Annotated in this window: 13 protein-coding genes; 4 read left to right on the top strand and 9 right to left on the bottom strand. The window is 70.0% G+C overall.

Annotated features, from left to right (window positions below):
• The first annotated feature begins 1305 nt into the window (after window positions 1-1305).
• Both AMK16_RS29835 and AMK16_RS29840 read left to right on the top strand, forming a co-directional pair.
• Window positions 1306-2007 carry a hypothetical protein gene (locus tag AMK16_RS29835; RefSeq protein ID WP_073920448.1) on the top strand — a complete coding sequence of 234 codons (702 nt, stop codon included), beginning with the start codon at window positions 1306-1308 and terminating at the stop codon, window positions 2005-2007.
• On the top strand, window positions 2004-2477 hold the full coding sequence (locus tag AMK16_RS29840; protein ID WP_073920449.1) for a MarR family transcriptional regulator: 474 nt from the start codon (window positions 2004-2006) through the stop codon (window positions 2475-2477). Before AMK16_RS29835 ends, AMK16_RS29840 begins: the two co-directional genes overlap by 4 nt.
• A 145-nt stretch (window positions 2478-2622) precedes the next feature.
• On the opposite strand, the gene tpg is transcribed toward AMK16_RS29840, so the two are convergent.
• The 7 genes from tpg to AMK16_RS29875 form a co-directional block, all read right to left on the bottom strand.
• The gene (gene tpg / locus AMK16_RS29845; RefSeq protein ID WP_073920450.1) at window positions 2623-3177 is read right to left on the bottom strand and encodes a telomere-protecting terminal protein Tpg; all 555 of its coding nucleotides are present in this window, start codon (window positions 3175-3177) and stop codon (window positions 2623-2625) included.
• Between the two features lie 3 nt (window positions 3178-3180).
• Window positions 3181-5421: a telomere-associated protein Tap gene (gene tap / locus AMK16_RS38210; RefSeq protein ID WP_073920451.1), complete on the bottom strand. Its 2241-nt coding sequence runs from the start codon at window positions 5419-5421 to the stop codon at window positions 3181-3183.
• Between the two features lie 122 nt (window positions 5422-5543).
• Window positions 5544-6443, bottom strand: coding sequence for a ParB/RepB/Spo0J family partition protein (locus AMK16_RS29855; protein ID WP_073920452.1), 900 nt, complete (start codon window positions 6441-6443; stop codon window positions 5544-5546).
• A complete protein-coding gene (locus tag AMK16_RS29860; RefSeq protein WP_073920453.1) occupies window positions 6440-7693 on the bottom strand; it encodes a ParA family protein in 1254 nt (417 codons plus the stop codon). Before AMK16_RS29860 ends, AMK16_RS29855 begins: the two co-directional genes overlap by 4 nt.
• A gap of 169 nt (window positions 7694-7862) precedes the next feature.
• Window positions 7863-8537: a ScbR family autoregulator-binding transcription factor gene (locus AMK16_RS29865; RefSeq protein ID WP_073920454.1), complete on the bottom strand. Its 675-nt coding sequence runs from the start codon at window positions 8535-8537 to the stop codon at window positions 7863-7865.
• Between the two features lie 245 nt (window positions 8538-8782).
• Window positions 8783-9241: a carboxymuconolactone decarboxylase family protein gene (locus AMK16_RS29870; RefSeq protein WP_073920455.1), complete on the bottom strand. Its 459-nt coding sequence runs from the start codon at window positions 9239-9241 to the stop codon at window positions 8783-8785.
• A gap of 46 nt (window positions 9242-9287) precedes the next feature.
• The gene (locus tag AMK16_RS29875; RefSeq protein WP_107417288.1) at window positions 9288-10613 is read right to left on the bottom strand and encodes an FAD-dependent monooxygenase; all 1326 of its coding nucleotides are present in this window, start codon (window positions 10611-10613) and stop codon (window positions 9288-9290) included.
• A gap of 91 nt (window positions 10614-10704) precedes the next feature.
• Between AMK16_RS29875 and AMK16_RS29880 the strand changes: the two genes are divergently transcribed.
• Window positions 10705-11523, top strand: a complete 819-nt coding sequence (locus AMK16_RS29880; protein ID WP_073920456.1) for a TetR/AcrR family transcriptional regulator — start codon at window positions 10705-10707, stop codon at window positions 11521-11523.
• A gap of 757 nt (window positions 11524-12280) precedes the next feature.
• Here AMK16_RS29880 and AMK16_RS29885 read toward each other — a convergent pair.
• Together AMK16_RS29885 and AMK16_RS29890 are read right to left on the bottom strand one after the other, a co-directional pair.
• Complete coding sequence (locus AMK16_RS29885) at window positions 12281-13030, bottom strand: SDR family NAD(P)-dependent oxidoreductase (RefSeq protein WP_073920457.1); 750 nt, start codon at window positions 13028-13030, stop codon at window positions 12281-12283.
• A 456-nt stretch (window positions 13031-13486) separates the two neighbouring features.
• Window positions 13487-14443, bottom strand: coding sequence for a ScbA/BarX family gamma-butyrolactone biosynthesis protein (locus AMK16_RS29890; protein ID WP_073920458.1), 957 nt, complete (start codon window positions 14441-14443; stop codon window positions 13487-13489).
• Between the two features lie 460 nt (window positions 14444-14903).
• Between AMK16_RS29890 and AMK16_RS29895 the strand changes: the two genes are divergently transcribed.
• The gene (locus AMK16_RS29895) at window positions 14904-16199 is read left to right on the top strand and encodes a cytochrome P450 family protein (protein ID WP_242438994.1); all 1296 of its coding nucleotides are present in this window, start codon (window positions 14904-14906) and stop codon (window positions 16197-16199) included.
• Window positions 16200-16326 lie beyond the last annotated feature (127 nt).

Raw genomic sequence — 16326 nt, forward strand, 5'->3', positions numbered from 1 at the left:
CCCGCGGAGCGGGTACCTGAGGCGCTGCGCGCCTCAGGAGCGGAACCGCCTCGCTGCGCTCGGCGGGCTCGGCTTCGCCGAGCAAGGCCGGCCTTCGGCCGGGGTCCTGCGCTTCGCTTCGGACTGCCCGGGTTTCGCTGGCCCCAGGGCGCTGCGCGCCCTGGATGGATTGCCCTCCGCTGCGCTTCGGGCAAAGCCGGCCTTGGGCCGTAGGGACCTCCGCTTCGCTACGGTCTGCCCGAGTGAAGCGCCCTCCGCTGCGCTTCGGGCGCCCCCCGCCTTCTGCTGGGAAAGTCCTCCGCTCCGCTACGCACTAGAGGACGGAGGCCCCCATCCCCTTCCGCTGCGCTGAGGGGGATGGGGGCTCCGCTCTGCTACGGGCTGCTTGAGGGATATGCCCTTCGCTGCGCTCTGGGCAAAAGCCGACCTGGGGCCGGAAGTCCTCCGCTTCGCTACGGCCTGAATCCCCCCTGAGGGTCATGCCCTCCGCTGCGCTCTGGGCAAGGGCGGGCCTTCGGCCGGAAGTCCTTCGCTTCGCTACGGACTGAACTGCTGTACCAAGTGGCCCTTCCTGCGCTTCAGGTAAAGCCAGCTTGGGCTTCAGGCTTCCGCTGCGTTCCAGCCTGAAGTGGTGCGTGTGTTGCGGCGGTTTTGTACGGGCGGCTGTTCCTTTTTGGCGGGGGTGAGGTGGGGTTTGCTTGGTTTTGTGGTGGTTCTGGAGGCGTTAACGGCGTTAATGGTGCTGGGCACGGTTGGTTCTGATTCAAAGTGGCGGCTGGATAAAGATAGGAATCAGACAGATTCCCCGGAGTTGGCGGGTGTCGGGTGGGGCGTGCGGTGGGGTCTGTGGGTTGGTGGGGTGTTGAGAAGTTGGGTCGGCGGAGGGGTTCGAGACGTGGGTCAGGACGCGCAGCGCGGTAGGAGACGGCCTATATAAGGTACGGAGATGCGTTTGCGCAGGTCAGAGGGGGTGTGGGGGGAAAGTTATGTCCCCTCAGAAGGGACATAACTCGGGGGATGTGTCGCTGGTAGGGGGACACAACGCGTGCAAAACGTCAAAGGTACTGACGGTATTTGGGCTAAAAAGTCGGCTGGGCTGACGTTTTGCACGGGATATGTCGGCGAACTGGTGGAGGGGGCGGTGGGGTTGGTGGAGGGGGTGGCGGGAAGGCGTGGGTATGGCCCTGGCCGAGATGTGTCCCTGCTGAGGGGACACAAGACACGCCGAACGTCAACCAGCGTGACACTTGTGTCACCCTTGTTGACATACTCTCTCTGCAGATCAACGAACTGGAGAGAAGCCTCGTGTCATCAGAGCCACAACGGCGTCGGCGGAGTCCGGCTGGTACGCCGCGTCCTGATCTCCCCGTTGATGATGCGATCTCGGCGTGGAGTCAGCCGCTGGCTCCGGTCAAGGATCTGGACAGCCTGGCGAAGCGGTACCCCAGTCGGAAGCTGACGCTGGACGGCGAGCGCAAGCCGCTGGAGTTCTACGGGACGCAGAATCAGCCGAATGCGTTCTCGATGGACAGCCTGGAGTTCTTCCTGGTTATCGCCCAGTACTTCCGGGAAGCCTTGCCGCTGAGGCTGATCCTGCTGCTCATCGCTTGCCAGCGAGCGGGGGGGCGGATTCCTCTTACGCAGGAGGAGATGGCTACCATCCTGGACGTCAGCCGGACAAAGACGTCGGAGGCACTGCACACCGTCATGTCTCATGGGATCGTCTTCAAGGTGCGGCGGGGCGTGTACCAGTTCAACCCGCCCTACAGTTACCGAGTGGCCGAGTTCATCCCGGGTACGGAGATGACGGGTGAGTTCGTGAAGGTGGAGCAGCACAGCACCATCTCGCAGATTCGCGGTGACACGAGCCTGCCCGACCTGGTGCGGTTTCCGTCGCTGGACCACATGCGGCAGGCCATCGAGGAACTGCGGGCCGAACGGGCCAAAGAGCGCGCTGCGCGTCGGCTGAGCCGGGCGCAGCGCACGGAAGAAGGGACAGCTCAGTGAGCACCTTGCGATTCGCTGCGGTCAACGCCGACGGGCTTCTCTCCGACCTGGACCTTCCGCCCGCGGCCTACCGCGTGTTGCTGAAGCTGCGTTCGCTGAGCGAGCCGGGTGGGCGGATCCTCATCGACCAGGCCACGGTCGGGGGACTGTTGGAGTTGAGCCGGCCGAGCGTCAACGCCGCACTGCGGAGCCTGGAGCTTGCCAAGCTGGTGCGGAAGGTCCGTAACGGGGTGTACCAGATCAACCCGATGCTGGCCGGGTACAACTCCTTCGAAGACGCTGTGGCCGCCGTGAACGACATGGCGCCGGACGAGCGGCTCGATGCGCGCGGGTACGTCGCCAGTTACCACCAGGCGGTGGCGGCGTATCAGGATCAGCTGGCCGAGCAGCGGAAGAAGCGGACCGCGCAGGCGGCTGCGAAGAAGGCTGCCGAGTCCAAGCGGCGGAGGACGTTGCACGCCGTGGGGTGAAGTGCCCCTGCGGGCTCGTGAGGGCCGTGTAGGGCCCCGGGGAACCATCCCCGGGGCCTTTGTGTGTTCGCGGTTGAGAGGGGGCTGGGAGGGCCTTGTCGGGCCTTCTGGTTCTTCCCTCTGCCTCGGAGGTCTGCTGCCGTTCCTAGAACGCGAAGTCGACGTAGTCGATGTCCGTGAACTCGACCAGGAGGCTCGTGGCGCGGGAGCCGTTGTCCTTGAAGTAGATCTCCTGGAGGGCCTCGGCCGCGATCTGGCGGAGTTGGGGTTCGGCGGCGCCGGCCTCCTGGGCGGTGAAGAGGCGGTCTGCGTACTCCGGGGGGAGGTGCTGGGTGATGCGGCGCATGCGGCCGTCGTCGGTGGTGCCGGGGGCGGCGGTGAAGCCGAAGCGGGCGCGGGTCTCGATGACCAGGCCCGTGGTCCGGGCGGCCTTCGCGCGGGCGCGCTTGCGGACCAGGGGCTGCCAGCTCTTGCGCACTTCGGCTTCGAGGCGGGCTGCCAGGTCGGGGCGCGGGGTCTTGATCTGGTTCTTGAGGTACCGCTCGACCGTGCGGACGGAGATGCCGAGGCGCTGCGCCGCCTGCTTGGTTCCCTTGGATGCCTTCACCAGGAACTTCATCCGGGCTTGGGGTGACTTGGGGATGGGGCGGGTGAAGTGTTGTTCGTCGGCCTTGGTCAGGCTGTCTGAGATGTCGGACATGTGTTACTCGCCGTCTGCCGCTGCGTCGTGGCCCTTGATGTGGCGGGCGGGGTTGAGACCTTCGTCGAGCATTCCGACGGCCCAGATGAGGGGCTGGGTGCCCTCGTGCTTGACCATGCCCGGGCTGACGCCGAGACGGAAGCCGCCGGGGAGGGGTTTGCCGTCGGGCGTGCGCGGGAGGAAGTCGAGCGGGCTGGGTCCGTTGGAGAGGTACACCGCGCAGTCGGAGAGGACGGCGATGGGATACTCGTCTGCTGCCGTGGCGAGCTTATGCATTTTGCGGTGCATGTTCACGCGGGCGGTGGAGATGACGGCGGCCCGGATGTCGGGGCGCCAGGTGGGGCGTTCGAGGGCGGGCCAGCGCTCGCCGGGCCGGTAGCCGGCGCCCTGGGGGCGTTCGCGGAGTTTGCCGATGCCGCCCTTGACCGTCGACTTGATGGCGGAGAGGACGGCGGTGGCGTTGTCCTTGCCCTGTTCCTTGTACGTCGTCATGGCCGTGAGGAACTCGGTCTCGGTGAGGCCCGGGGTGACGCCGAGGTCCGCCATCGTGGCCATGTAGGCGTCGCGGAGGCGGGTGTACCAGGCGTCGAGGTACGGGCCGCACTCGGGGCGGAGCCATGCCTCGGTGGGGTGCACCTCGTGACCCAGTTCCTGTGCGTAGGCGAGGGTCGGGGTGGCGTACCAGGCGGGGCCGGTGGGGGCCTTGCCGTGCGGGGTGAAGGGGCTGGGGAGGCGCGGGTCGACGGGGAGCGCGGAGAGGTCCGCCAGCCAGCATCCGGGGGTGGACGGGTCGAAGCGCGGGTTCGTGGTGTGGACCGCGGGGCCCAGGCCGACGGTCAGGCGGTTCGCGGCCGCGGCGAAGGCCATGTTCACGTCGATTCCGACGGCGTGGGTGCGGGTGCACTCGGCGTCGGTGAGGAGCTCCGGGTCGCGGATCCAGTCGTATGCCTCTTCGTCGAGGACCTGGTCCGGGGTGCGCTGGTGGGAGCGGGGGTACAGCGCGGCGACGACGGGGTGCTCGTCCGGGGCTTCCGGGGGGGCCGGATCGACGGGGCGGGTGAGGGAGCCGGCGACGGGGGCGGACTCCCAGGCGTTGGTCTCGGGATTGCGGGCGGCGCGGGTGGGGGGACGCAGGGCCGTCATGAGTTCGAGGCCGGTGACGGCGGTGGATCCGCGGGGGGTGAGGACGCGGGCGGCGTAGGTGGTGAGGAGCTCGGCGAGTTCGGGGGCCGGGAGGTCGCCGGTGTTCTCGCCCCAGGCGCGGGGGTCGAGGGCGCCCCAGGGGAGGACCGCGAGCTGGACGCACTGGCGGCCGGTGGTGGGGGTGGCGGGGCGGTAGACCCGGGCCCAGGGGCCGAAGCCGCGGCGGGTGAGCTGCCACTTGGCTTTGGCGAGCTGCTTCACGACCGGGTGGTTGTCCGGGAGGCGGAGGGCACGGCGGTCTTCGAGGGTGAGGGGCAGGCCGAGGCGCTCGGCCGCGGGGGCGGTGAGGACGAGGAGGGGGTCGCCGTCCTTGCCGTTGCGGTGGAGGCGGGGGGCGCGCAGGTCCGCCTGGGGGCCGAGGGCCCAGGTGACGAGGGCGGGGAGGCCGCCGGTGGTGGGGTGGTCCAGGATCAGGCCGCCGGCGGTGTGGGCGTGGCCGGCGGTGTGGGCGTGGCCGGCGCCGTCGAGGACGGCGAGGGGGCCGTTGCCCTCCTGGGGGGGCAGGGGCTTCCTGGGGGCGCGTGCCTTGCGGGGGGTGGTGGCTGTCTTGTGGGGAGCGCGGGTGGGTGCGGGGGCGGCCTGGGGCGTCGCTGCGTCGCTGCCCGGTTCTTCGGGGAGTGGCTGGGGCGTCGCCTCGGGTTGCGGATGGGCGTTAACGGCGTTAACGCCGTTAACGGGGGCGACGGGTGCCGGGTCCGGCTGCGGGGTGTTAACGGCGTTAATGGCAGGGGGCGTCGGCGGCTGGGCTTGCGTATCGGCCGGGTGGAGGGTGGCGAGGCCCTCCAGGAGGCGGGCGTACGCCGCGCGTTTGGGCGGGCGTGGGGAGGTGCGGCCGGTTTCCCAGGAGGTGACCGTCTCGCGGCGGACCGCCAGGGCCCTGGCGATCTGGTCCTGGCTCAGGCCGGCGGCCTCGCGCAGGCGCTTGCGCTCGTCCGGGTGGGGGAGCGGGTCCTGGGCGGCTTCTTCGAGCAGGGCGTCGACCGCTGCGAAGAGGCCCTCCTGCTCGTGGGTGTCAGGCTGGCTGTTTCGGTCGTTCGGCATCGGTACCTCCACCCGAAGCCTATGCGAATCGCACCATTGAACGCACATGAAACACACGTGGGGCGTTAACGGCGTTAACGGTGGATGGTCAACGGCGTCAGCGCCCCGGCGTGGGTGTGGCGTCAGATGCGGTTCATCAGGAGTTCCGTGACGGCCTTGAGGTCGTCGGGGGTGAGGTGGGCGGTGAGCGCGTCGGCGATCGTCTCCGGGGAGTGCGTGGAGATGGTGATCCGCGGGGGTGCCTCGCCGACGGTGCGCACGGCGTTGACGGCGTTAACGGCGTTAACGGTCGGGGAGGTGCGCTGGCGGGGGGGATTAACGGCGTTAACGGTTTCCTCTGCCGCCGCCTCCTGGGCTTCCTGGGGGAGGCGGCCGATGCGGCGGGCCGGTTCGACCTTGAGCTCGCCCGTCTCCACCTTCTCCTGGAGGGCGGGGGTGAGGTTGAGCAGGGTGAGCCGCTGGGAGACCCAGGCCGCGGTCTTGCCGAGGCGCTTGGCGACCTGGGCCTGGGAGCCGTGGACGTCGACGAGCTCCTGGAGGGCGCGGGCCTGGTCCATCGGAGCCACGTCCACGCGGTGGACGTTGGCGATGAGCGCCGATTCGAGGATGTCCGCCGCCGACGCGGACAGGGCGTCGTTCACGTGGATTTGGATCATCTTGAGGCCCGCCAGGTGGGCGGCGGCGAGACGGCGGTTCCCGTCGATGACCACGTACGGGGCGCGGCCCAGGCCGTCGGTCCGGCCCGGGTGGGCCTCCATGAAGGCCATGCGGGTGGCGACGGCGAGGGGCTGGAGCTGGCCTCGGGAGACCAGGGACTGCGCCAGCTCGTCCAGTTCCGTGAGGTCTTCGCGGAGGTTGAACGGATTGTGCGCGAGGGCGTCGATGGGAACCTCGGAGGGCGGGATCACCCCGGAGGTGGGCGCGCCGGTGGCTTCCGCGATCGCCGCGCGGCGGGAGCTGACGCCGGCCGGTTGTGCCCGGGCGAAGGACGCCGAGACTCCGAGTTTGTCGGCCTTGCTCATGAGATCTCCCTTGCGAGCGCGCGCAGCGCGACGGCCTGGTCGCCCTTGGGCGCGTACACGAACAGTGGCTGCTTCACGCGGACTGCTTCGCGCTGTTCCTTGAGGTCGGGAACGATGGCGACGACCCGCGGATCCTTTATGTCCATCCACGCCTGGAGCGAGGAGGTCGCGATGTAGCCGCGGCGGCCGTCGTAGAGGTTGACGACGAGGCCGAGGTAGTCGATGTCGAGGCTGAGGTCGTCGCGCAGGTCGTTGATCTGCGAGGTGAGGAGGTCGTAGGCGTCCGCAGAGGAGTCCTCCGCCTGTACGACGATCAGCGCGCCGGAGGCGCCGGGCTGCTCGGTGTCGCGGCGGCGGCCGTAGTAGATGGCCGCGTCCATGCTGAGGCCCAGGCTGGGCGGACAGTCGACGAGGATGACGTCATAGTCGGACTCGATGGGGGAGAGGGCCCGTTCGAGGGCGGCCTCGCGGGCGCGGACGGTGGAGAGGCGGACATCGAGGAGGAAGGCGTCCGTGCAGGCCGGCAGTAGGTGGAGCCGGTCGCCGAAGCGGTCGTCCGGGACGGGGACGATCAGGTCGGCGAGGGGGCCCTTGGCTTCGCCGGCCATGTGGCAGGTGAGGCTGTCACCGCCGATGGGGAGCGGCTGCTGGCCGAGCTGCTTGGTGAGGTGGCCCTGGGGGTCGAAGTCGATCAGCAGGACGCGCATGCCGAGGCCCGGGAGGTCCTCCAGGTCCGGCGGGGTGGTGCCCGGGTCGGGCTGGACGTCGTCGGTGGAGAGGCGGGCCAGCTGGCGGGCGACGCGTACCGGATGGAGGGACGCGGGGTCCTCGGCGAGGGCCTCGGCGGTGCCGGCGGTGATGGCGGTCTTGCCGACGCCGCCCTTCTGGTTGCACACGATGATGCGGCGCACGACGGAGGGGCGTACGACGGACGGCGCCGGATTGAGCTCCAGCCAGAGCCGGACGGACTGGGCGAGGCCTTGGATCAGGGAGACGCCGCGGTCCTTGGAGTCGGCGCGGAAGGATTCCCACTGACCGGCCGGGAGCCAGGTGGAGAAGGATTCCGCGCCGGAGGTGTCGACGGGGGAGGGGGCCGAGGCGAGGGCGCTCCAGTGGGCGATCCCCTGGTGGACGGCGTCCTGGATGTCCACCCGCAGTTGGGCGGTGCGGATCTTCAACTCCTGGCGCAGCCACGGGGGGAGTTTGGAGACGACCTTCTCTCGGTCGCTCTGGGACGAGGGCGAAGTCATGAGAGGGACTTTACTAACGTTCAGGGGTGCGTGTGGCCGCCACGCTTGAGTTTTGCTAACGAAGTGGCGGCAGAAGGGCCCGGATACGCCTCAGGGCGGCTTCGTACACGCCGTGGCGAGCACCCCCGTGGTTCACCACGGCGTGTACGAAGCCGCCCTGGATGCGCCGTCAGCCTGCCGGGACGGCTTGGGGGTCGGGGACGGGCAGAGCGATCTCGGCCCGGCAGGCGGGCGAGCCGGCCGGGTCGAAGCGGGGGAGCCTGGCGGTCGGAACGATGCCCGGGAGGAGCAGGGTCCACAGGTCGACGATCCGTGTGCGCAGGTCGTCGCGGCCGGTGCGGACGTGGGAGGTGACCTGGATGCCGGTGAACGAACCGACCAGGAGGGTCGCGAGGCCGTGCACGTCGATCGCGGGCAGGATGTCGCCGCGTTCCTGGGCGGGTGTCAGGCAGCCGTGGCAGATGTCGATCCACGAGTCGTACGGGGTCGGGTCCGGGTTCGTGAAGGAGCCGAACTCGATGACGAGGCGGATGCTCGCGCGGATGCGGACGTCGGTGCGCAGGCCGTGTGCCATCCGGTGCGTGAGGTCGATGACCGTCTGGAGGCCCGGGGTCTCGAAGGAGGGGACGTCCCGGAAGACCTGGAACTGTTCTTCCATCAGGGTGCGGGCGAGGACTTCCTTGGACGGGAAGTGGAAGTACAGGGCGCCCTTGGTGACTCCGGCGTGCTTGACGACGTCGCTGAGGCTGGTGCCGCCGAAGCCGGTGCCGTCGAAGGCGATGGCCGCGCCGTTGAGGATGGCCTGCCGGGTGATCTCGGCACGTGCCTGCCTGGCCCTCGCCACGTGTGCGTCTCCTGGTCGGTCTGCGGTCTGCGGTCTGCGGTCTGCGGTCTGCGGTCTGGTCGTCTGGTCGTCCGGGGGTGGTCTGTACGGGGCAATCTAGTGGGGCCTCGTCAAGGGAAACCAGTCGATAAGTACCTTCTGGCGGGTGGGGGCGGCGGCGGTGGCGTGTGGGAGGGCGGACGGCGTTAACGGCGTTAACGCCGTTAACGGTCAGCCCCTCTTGATGCCCTTGACGCTCCGCCCGGTCAGGCCCAGGGAGTGCCCGCCTGCTGGTGGGTGGCGAGGTTGATGCGGTTCCAGACGTTGACCATGGAGATGGAGAGGAGCAGGGCGGCGAGCTGCTCCTCGTCGTAGTGCCTGGCCGCCTCCTCGTAGACGTCGTCGGGGACGGCATTGCTGCGGTCGGCGACGCGGGTCACGGCCTCGGCGAGGGCGAGGGCGGCGCGCTCGGCGTCCGAGAAGTACGGGGTGTCGCGCCAGCCGGCAATGACGTGGATGCGGTCGTCGGTCTCGCCCAGCTTCTTGGCGATCTTGTGGTGCATGTCGAGGCAGACGCCGCAGCCGTTGATCTGGCTGGCCCGGATGTGGACCAGTTCGAGGGTGCGCTCGCTGATGCCGGTGGCGGTGACGGTCTTGCCGACTGCGATGAGGGCCGCCATGGCGCCGGGGACGACGAGGGCCGGGTTTCCCATGCGTGCGGTCATTGCGTTCTCCCTGGGTGGTTCTGGTGTGGGGCCCTGGTGTGGGCCCTCACTGAACTGACGGAGTGGGGAGCGGAAATGTGACAGCTTCCGGGAGGTTCATTTCGGCGGCGGGGTCCCGGCGGGGTGCGAGGGTCCCTGCGCCTGGGCGTGCGGGCGGGTAGGAGGGGAGCGCGAGGGTGGTGGCTTTCGCGCCCGCTTTCAGCATCCGGTCGAGGATGCGGCGCCGGCTGAGCAGGCCGTTGCGCAGGCGCAGGCCGAGTTTGGTGGACGGGGCCAGGAAGGGGCCCGTACGGTCACCTCCCTTCTGGCAGCCCTGGGCGTAGGGCCGCAGGAGGGACTCGTAGCGGGCGAAGGCGGCCCGGTGGTCCTCGGGTGAGCGGGCGAGCTCCCCCGCCAGGACGTACGCCGCCACGATTCCGGTGCCTGTGCCCATGCCGCCGAGGGTGGCACCGCAGGCGGCGTCGCCGACGAGGGCGATCCGGCCGCTGGACCAGACGGGGACGTCGGCGCGGCTGATCGAGTCGAAGTAGAGGTCGTCGGCGGCGGCGAGTGTGTCGAGGAGGTCGCGGACCTTCCAGGGCATGCCGGTGAAGGCCTGTTCGAGGAGGGCCTTCTGCGCCTCGGGGTCGTGGCGGTCGTAGGTGAATTCCGGGGAGGCGAAGAGGAAGAAGGCACCGGCGCGGGTGGGGTCGGTGTGACCGGCGCCGACGGCGGCCAGGCGGCCGGGGGCGTTGTAGCCGACGGAGCCGGCGCCGGGGCGGAGGCCGAGGCGGTTGGGGAGGCTCCAGGTGGCGACGTAGTGGCCGAGGTGGGTGACGTGGTCGGCCTCGGGGCCGAAGGCGAGGCGGCGGACGTTGGAGTGGATGCCGTCGGCGCCGATGACGAGGTCGAAGGTGCGGGGCGGGGCGGTCCGGAAGGTGACGTCCACGCCGCTCGGGGTCTGGCTGAGGGAGGTGATGGAGTCCCCGAAGACGTACTCCGCGAAGGGGAGGGAGGCGTCGTGGAGAACACGGGAGAGGTCGCCGCGCAGGACCTCGATGTCGCCGCCCGCGAACTGGGCGGGAAGGTGGAGCAGGCGGCGGCCGTCGGCGTCGACGAACGTCATGGGACTGCCGCCGGTCTGGACGCGGCGGAGGTCTTCGAGGATGCCCATGCGCCGCAGGACGCAGAGGTGGGTCGCGCCGCGGAAGTCGACGGCCTGGCCGCCGGGGCGGAGGGCGGCGGCGAGTTCTACGACGGTGGGGCGGAAGCCGTGGTGGCCGAGCCAGAAGGCGAGGGCGGGGCCGGCGACGCTCGCGCCGGATATGAGGACGGTGCGGGGTGCGGGCGTCGTCGGCGGCGTGGGGGCGGGGCACGGTGTGGGGTGCGGCATGGTGGTCTCCTGCGGATAACTGTGTCCGATGGACACTGAAACGGTACCGTGTACGGTAGACGCAGTTTTGGTGCGAGCGCAAGGGGATCCGATGTCGAGTGAGCAGTGGGGCGCGGCCGTGCGGTTGTTGTGGGGGCCGCAGGTCCGGTCCGCGCGGGGGCCCAAGCGGGGGCTGACGCTGGAGGGGATCGCTCGGGCGGGGATCGGGATCGCGGATGCGGAGGGATTGGGCGCCGTCTCCATGCAGCGCGTGGCCGGGGAGCTGGCGGTCACGAAGATGGCGCTGTACCGGTACGTGCCGGGGAAGGCCGAGTTGGTGGCGTTGATGGTGGAGGGCGCGATGCCTGTGCCTGTGCCTGTGCCTGTGGCGCCGGGTGCGGGTGCGGGCTCTGGGGCGGGGGGCGGGGGGTGGCGGGAGCAGTTGGAGTCGTGGGCGCGGGAGCTGTACGAAGGGTTCAGGCGCCATCCGTGGATGTTGGAGGCGACGGTCGGGGTACGGGTGATGGGGCCTCGGGAGCTGGGATGGATGGAGCGTGCGCTCGCGGCGCTGGACGGCTGTGGGCTGAGCGGGGCCGAGGCGATGGACGCGGTGGTGCTGCTGTCCGGGCACGTACGGGGGATCGCGGAGCAGGAGCGGGCGGCCGGGCCGGGGGGTGTGGGTGCGGAGGGTGAGGGTGCCGGGGGTGCCGGGGAGGGGCCTGATGCGCAGCTCGCGGTGATGCTGGGCGAGGTGATGCGGACGCAAGGGGCGGATTTCCCGGCGCTCGGGGCGGCGTTGGCGTCGGCGAGGGAGCACGGGGGGAGGGACCAGGCGCTGGAGTTCGGGCTGGAGCGGATCCTGGACGGGCTCGGGATGTTGGTGTCCCGGCGGGCGGTGGCCCGGCGTGCGGGTGGGGCGGGCGAGTCGTAACGGCGTTAACGGCGTTAACGGCGTTAACAGTCCTGGATTGGGGCGCCGCGGTGTTAACGCCGTTAAGGGTGGCTCGTTCTGGGCTGGAGGGCGGAGGGCCCAGGCGCCGGGGCGCCGCTTGGCGCGGCGGGGAGCGAGTGGCGTTAACGGCGTTAACGGTCCTGGGCTCGGGCTCGGTGTGCGTCGGGTGTTAACGCCGTTAACGCTCCTCCCGGGCGGGGCGCCGGGGGGCGGGACCGGTCGGCCGACCGTTAACGCCGTTAATGGTTTGCCTGCTCTCGGGGTGGGGCCGGGGGTACGGTGCCGGTTGCCGCTCTGGCTGTCCTGTGGCGGGCGAATGGTGGCCCAGTCGAGCGGTCGTTAACGCCGTTAACGGTCCTGGGTCGGGGCTCAGGGTGCGTCGGGGTGTTAACGCCGTTAAGGCTCCCTCTGGCGAGGTGCCGGGGGCGGGACCGGTCAGGCGACACCGTTAACGCCGTTAACGCCGTTAACGGTCTTCCCGTTTTGGGGGGTGGGGCCCGGGGGTGCGGTGCCGGTTGCCGCTCGGGCAAGCGCGGGTCCGTACGCCTTGCCTCGCGGTGGTGGGCGTCAACGCAGTGAAGACGTCTGGGGAGGGCGGCGGTCCGGCGTTAACGGCGTTCATGGCGGGAACGGGCAGCGGCCTGGAACCGCGGCGGGTGGGAAGCGTTAACGGCGTTAACGGTCCGCGGCCGGGAGCGGGCGGGGTGTTAACGGCGTTAACGGGGTGGGGTGGGGGTCATCGGGTTGTCCAGCCGCCGTCCACCGACAAGGTCGTGCCGAGGACGAAAGAGGCGCGGTCGCTGCACAGCCAGACGGCCGCCTCCGCGATCTCCGTCGGGCTCGCGATGCGGGGGAGGGGGGCCGACTGGAGGAGGACCTCTTCCATCGCCGGGTTCTCCTGGAGCCAGGCGTCGATCATTTCGCTGCGCGTGGAGCCGGGGGCGATGGCGTTGACGCGGATGCCCTGGGCGGCGTACTCGGATGCGGCGGCCTTGGTGAAGCCCAGGACCGCGTGCTTGGACGCGATATAGGCCGCCGTGACCGGGGTGGCGACCAGGCCGGCGGTGCTGCTGTTGTTCACGATCGAGCCGCCACCGCCGGCCAGCATCGCGCGGATCTCGTGGCGCATGCAGTTCCAGACGCCGCGGACGTTGGTGTCCATGACGGAGTCGTACGTGTCCTCGTCCAGCAGGTGCATCGGCTTGGGGGTCGCGCCGATGCCCGCGTTGTTGAAGGCCGCGTCCAGGCGGCCGTACGTGGTGACGGCCGCCTTGACGGCGCGGGCCACGTCCTCGGTGCGGGAGACGTCGGCGACCACGTACTGGGCCTGGTGGCCGGCGGTGCGCAGTTCTTCCATGAGGAGCGCCAGTTGTGGTTCGCGGCGGGCCACCAGGGTCACCGAGGCGCCCTCACGGCAGAACACGCGTGCGGCGGCCGCGCCGATGCCCGCGCTCGCGCCCGTGATCAGCGCCGATTTGCCCGTCATCAAAGAACTGCTGGTCCCCCCGGTCACCGCGCGACCGTAACACGGTGGGATGGAACGTGTGATGACGAGAAAAATCCTGCCGGTGACCGGAGCCACCGGATTTGTCGGTTCCGCACTGATGGGACGCCGCGAGGGACGGCGGCCGGCCGCAGTGCAGGGGAACGGATCTTGCCGGGGAGCCGGAGTCGGTGGACGCGGTGATCCGGCTCACCGGTGAGCAGATGAAGAGATGAGCAGTTGGCTCGGCCTGATCGAAGGGACAACCCTGAGGGGTCCCGGACGGCCGGGATGCGGTGGTGCGGTGGTACGTCTACGCCCCCGGGGGAATCGCTGCTGGTTCGGCGGGTCCGGGGCCGGGGGTCGGCGGCCCCGGCCGTGGGAGCTGGTGTCACCGCAGGGGGTGCGGCTCGGGGGCAGCGGGGGGAGCAGGGATACGGGCGGGGTGGGGCGGGCGGGTCAGGCTGCGCCGGTCACCGTTGAGGTGAAGACGGTGCGGCCTTCCTGGTGGCCGACGACCTCGACGCGGCCGGGGGCGAGCAGGGTGGCGTCGACCCAGCACGGGGTGTCCAGCTCCGCGTACTGGAGGAACTCGGTGGACAGGCCGGCGGGGGTGAACGCGCCGGGGAGGTGCAGCCCGCAGGCGGCCTGACGGGCGGCTTCGACCAGCACCATGCCGGGGTGGTGGTCGTTGGCGTGCTCGAAGAGGATCGGGTGGTCCAGGTCGGGGTTCAACAGCCAGCGGCCGGGCCGGTCGCCGGGGGCGAGGACCACGTCGAAGGGCAGCAGCCGGCCGGCGGACGCGGCGGGGACGGGCGTACGACGGGCCATCGGGTCCGCTATGCCGGCGTGGCCGCGGTCGCCGCGCAGTCGGCGGTAGGTGGCGGGGGCGACGCAGGCGAAGCGGGATGTGCCGGAAGCGGCAAGTTGCCCGTCGCGGTGGATGTCGACCTGGAGGAAGCCGGAGAACCGGTTGCCCTTCCAGCCGAAGTCCGTGCACCTCGCGGTGATGTCGAGTTCGCTGGGGCCCCGGCCGATGCGCAGCTGCTCGGGGTGGGACGTGAAGTCCAGGCTCCACAGCAGGACGTTGTGACCGAGGGGTACCCCGTACACGGCGTGGCACAGGTAGAGCCCCGCCTGTCTGATGGTCTCGCCGGCCTGCACCGGGTCGTGGCTGGTGCCGTCGGCGCTGGTGAAGAAGGTGTGGGCGCGGGGCCACTGCCCGGTGAGGGAGAAGGTGTCGTCGGACAGGCGGTCGCACCCGGTCAGGAAGACCTCGGCGAGCGAAGTGCGGTGGACGTACTCCCTGGGCACCGTCCTGGTCAGGACCGGGGCCTCGTTGCAGCGAGTCCAGGCCTCCGCCGTACCCCGCAGGGGGAGAACGGGCGCATCGTTCCGGATCGTCAGCATGGTCATGGGACCTCTCCCGCAGAGCCGTTTGACGGATGGGATGGGTTGCGTACGCGAGACGCAAGATACGTACTCTCCGGTTTTGTTTGCAAGGTGCGGAGGGAGAGTGGATGTCGCCGGTGCGTGGGTGCCGGGGGGTGGGCAAACGGGATGGCACGGGGTCGCCACGACGTCCACCAGCGAATATCAGGGCGGGGGCGGCCGGACGTGGTGCGGGGGATCACGCCCCAAGTGGGAACCGGTCTTCCGGTCATATGTGCCGGTCCGGCAGGGCATCGTCACGTGTTGTTCAACGAGTGGCGTTCGAGCTGCTTTTGAATGATCGTCATGTGACCGGACGTACCTCGCAAACCATTGGCAGGCGGGGCGGGTCAATGTCAGAATCGGGGCCGCCACCGGTCGGTAAAGAACCGGATGGATGGTTTCTGAACGCAAGGTGTCGGCGGTGTGCTGCACCCTGTGACCGATGTACGTCACCATCCTGGAGAGCTCTCAGATGAACAACCGTCAGTGCCCCATAGCGATCGACCTCTCCGGAGCGGAGATGCACGCCGAGGCGGCGCGCATCCGTGAGCAGGCGCCGGCGACCCCGGTGCTGCTGCCCGGCGGGGTGACCGCCTGGGCCGTCAACCGGCACGCGGACATCCGCAGGCTGCTGGTGGACCCGAGGGTGTCGAAGGACGCCTACCGGCACTGGCCGGCGTGGATCAGCGGAGAGGTCGGCAACGAATGGCCGCTGGCGATCTGGGTGTCCGTACAGAACATGATCACCGCCTACGGCGCCGAGCACACGCGCCTGCGCAAGCCGGTGGCCGCCGCCTTCACCTCGCGACGCGTGATCGCGCTGCGGCCGCGCATCGAGGAGGTCGTGGACGAGCTGCTGGACGGCCTGGCCGCGCTGCCGCCCGGCCAGGTGATCGACCTGCGGGCGGAGTTCGCGCACGAGCTGCCGACCCGCATGGTCTTCGAGCTCTTCGGGATCCCGGAGCGGTCGTGGGCCCCCTTGCACAAGATCATCAAAGCCTTCTTCGACACGACGATCACGGTCGAGGCCGCGCAGCAGAACGCCGTCGACCTGGACCTGACGATGGCCGACCTGGTCGCCCACCGGCGGGAGCACCCCGGGGAGGACCTCACCAGTGTGCTGATCGCCGCCCGGGACTCGGGCGGCGAGGAGGACGGGGCGGCGCGGCTCAGCGAGAAGGAGCTGGTCGACAACCTGATCCTGCTCTTCACGGCCGGGTACGAGACCACCGTCAACCTCATCTGCACCGCTCTGGACGAACTGCTGCGCCACCCCGATCAGTTGAAGCTCGTGCGCGACGGGATCGCCTCCTGGGACGACGTGGTCGAGGAGGCGCTGCGCATCGAGCCGCCGGCCTCGTACGGGCTGCTGCGGTTCGCGGTGGAGGACATCGACATGGGCGAGGGGGTGGTGATCCCCCAGGGGGATCCGATCCTGGTGTCCTTCGGCTCGGCCGGACGGGATCCGCAGGTGCACGGGGCGGACGCGGAGCGGTTCGACGTCACCCGCGAGACGCGCGGGCAGCACCTCTCCTTCGGCTTCGGGACCCACTACTGCCTGGGCGCGACCCTGGCGCGGGCGGAGTGCGCGATCGCGGTGCAGCGCTTCTTTGAGCGGTTTCCGGCGCCGGTGCGGTCGGCTTCGGGGACCGGGGGGCTGCCGCGGGTGGCGTCGTTCATCTCCAACGGACTGCAGGGGCTTCCGGTGGTGCTGGGGCCCGAGGCCCGGGGTGTGTGAGGTGGGAGGGATGGAAGCGGTGGGAGAGGGCAGGGGGGTTTTGGCGGAGAGGTGACGGATTGTGATGCTGGCCTGTGCGGGAGTGCTTGACTAAAATACGGACCTTCTGGTTGGTTTTCATGGGGTG

This window comes from Streptomyces sp. CB00455, assembly GCF_001905445.1.
GTDB lineage: Bacteria > Actinomycetota > Actinomycetes > Streptomycetales > Streptomycetaceae > Streptomyces.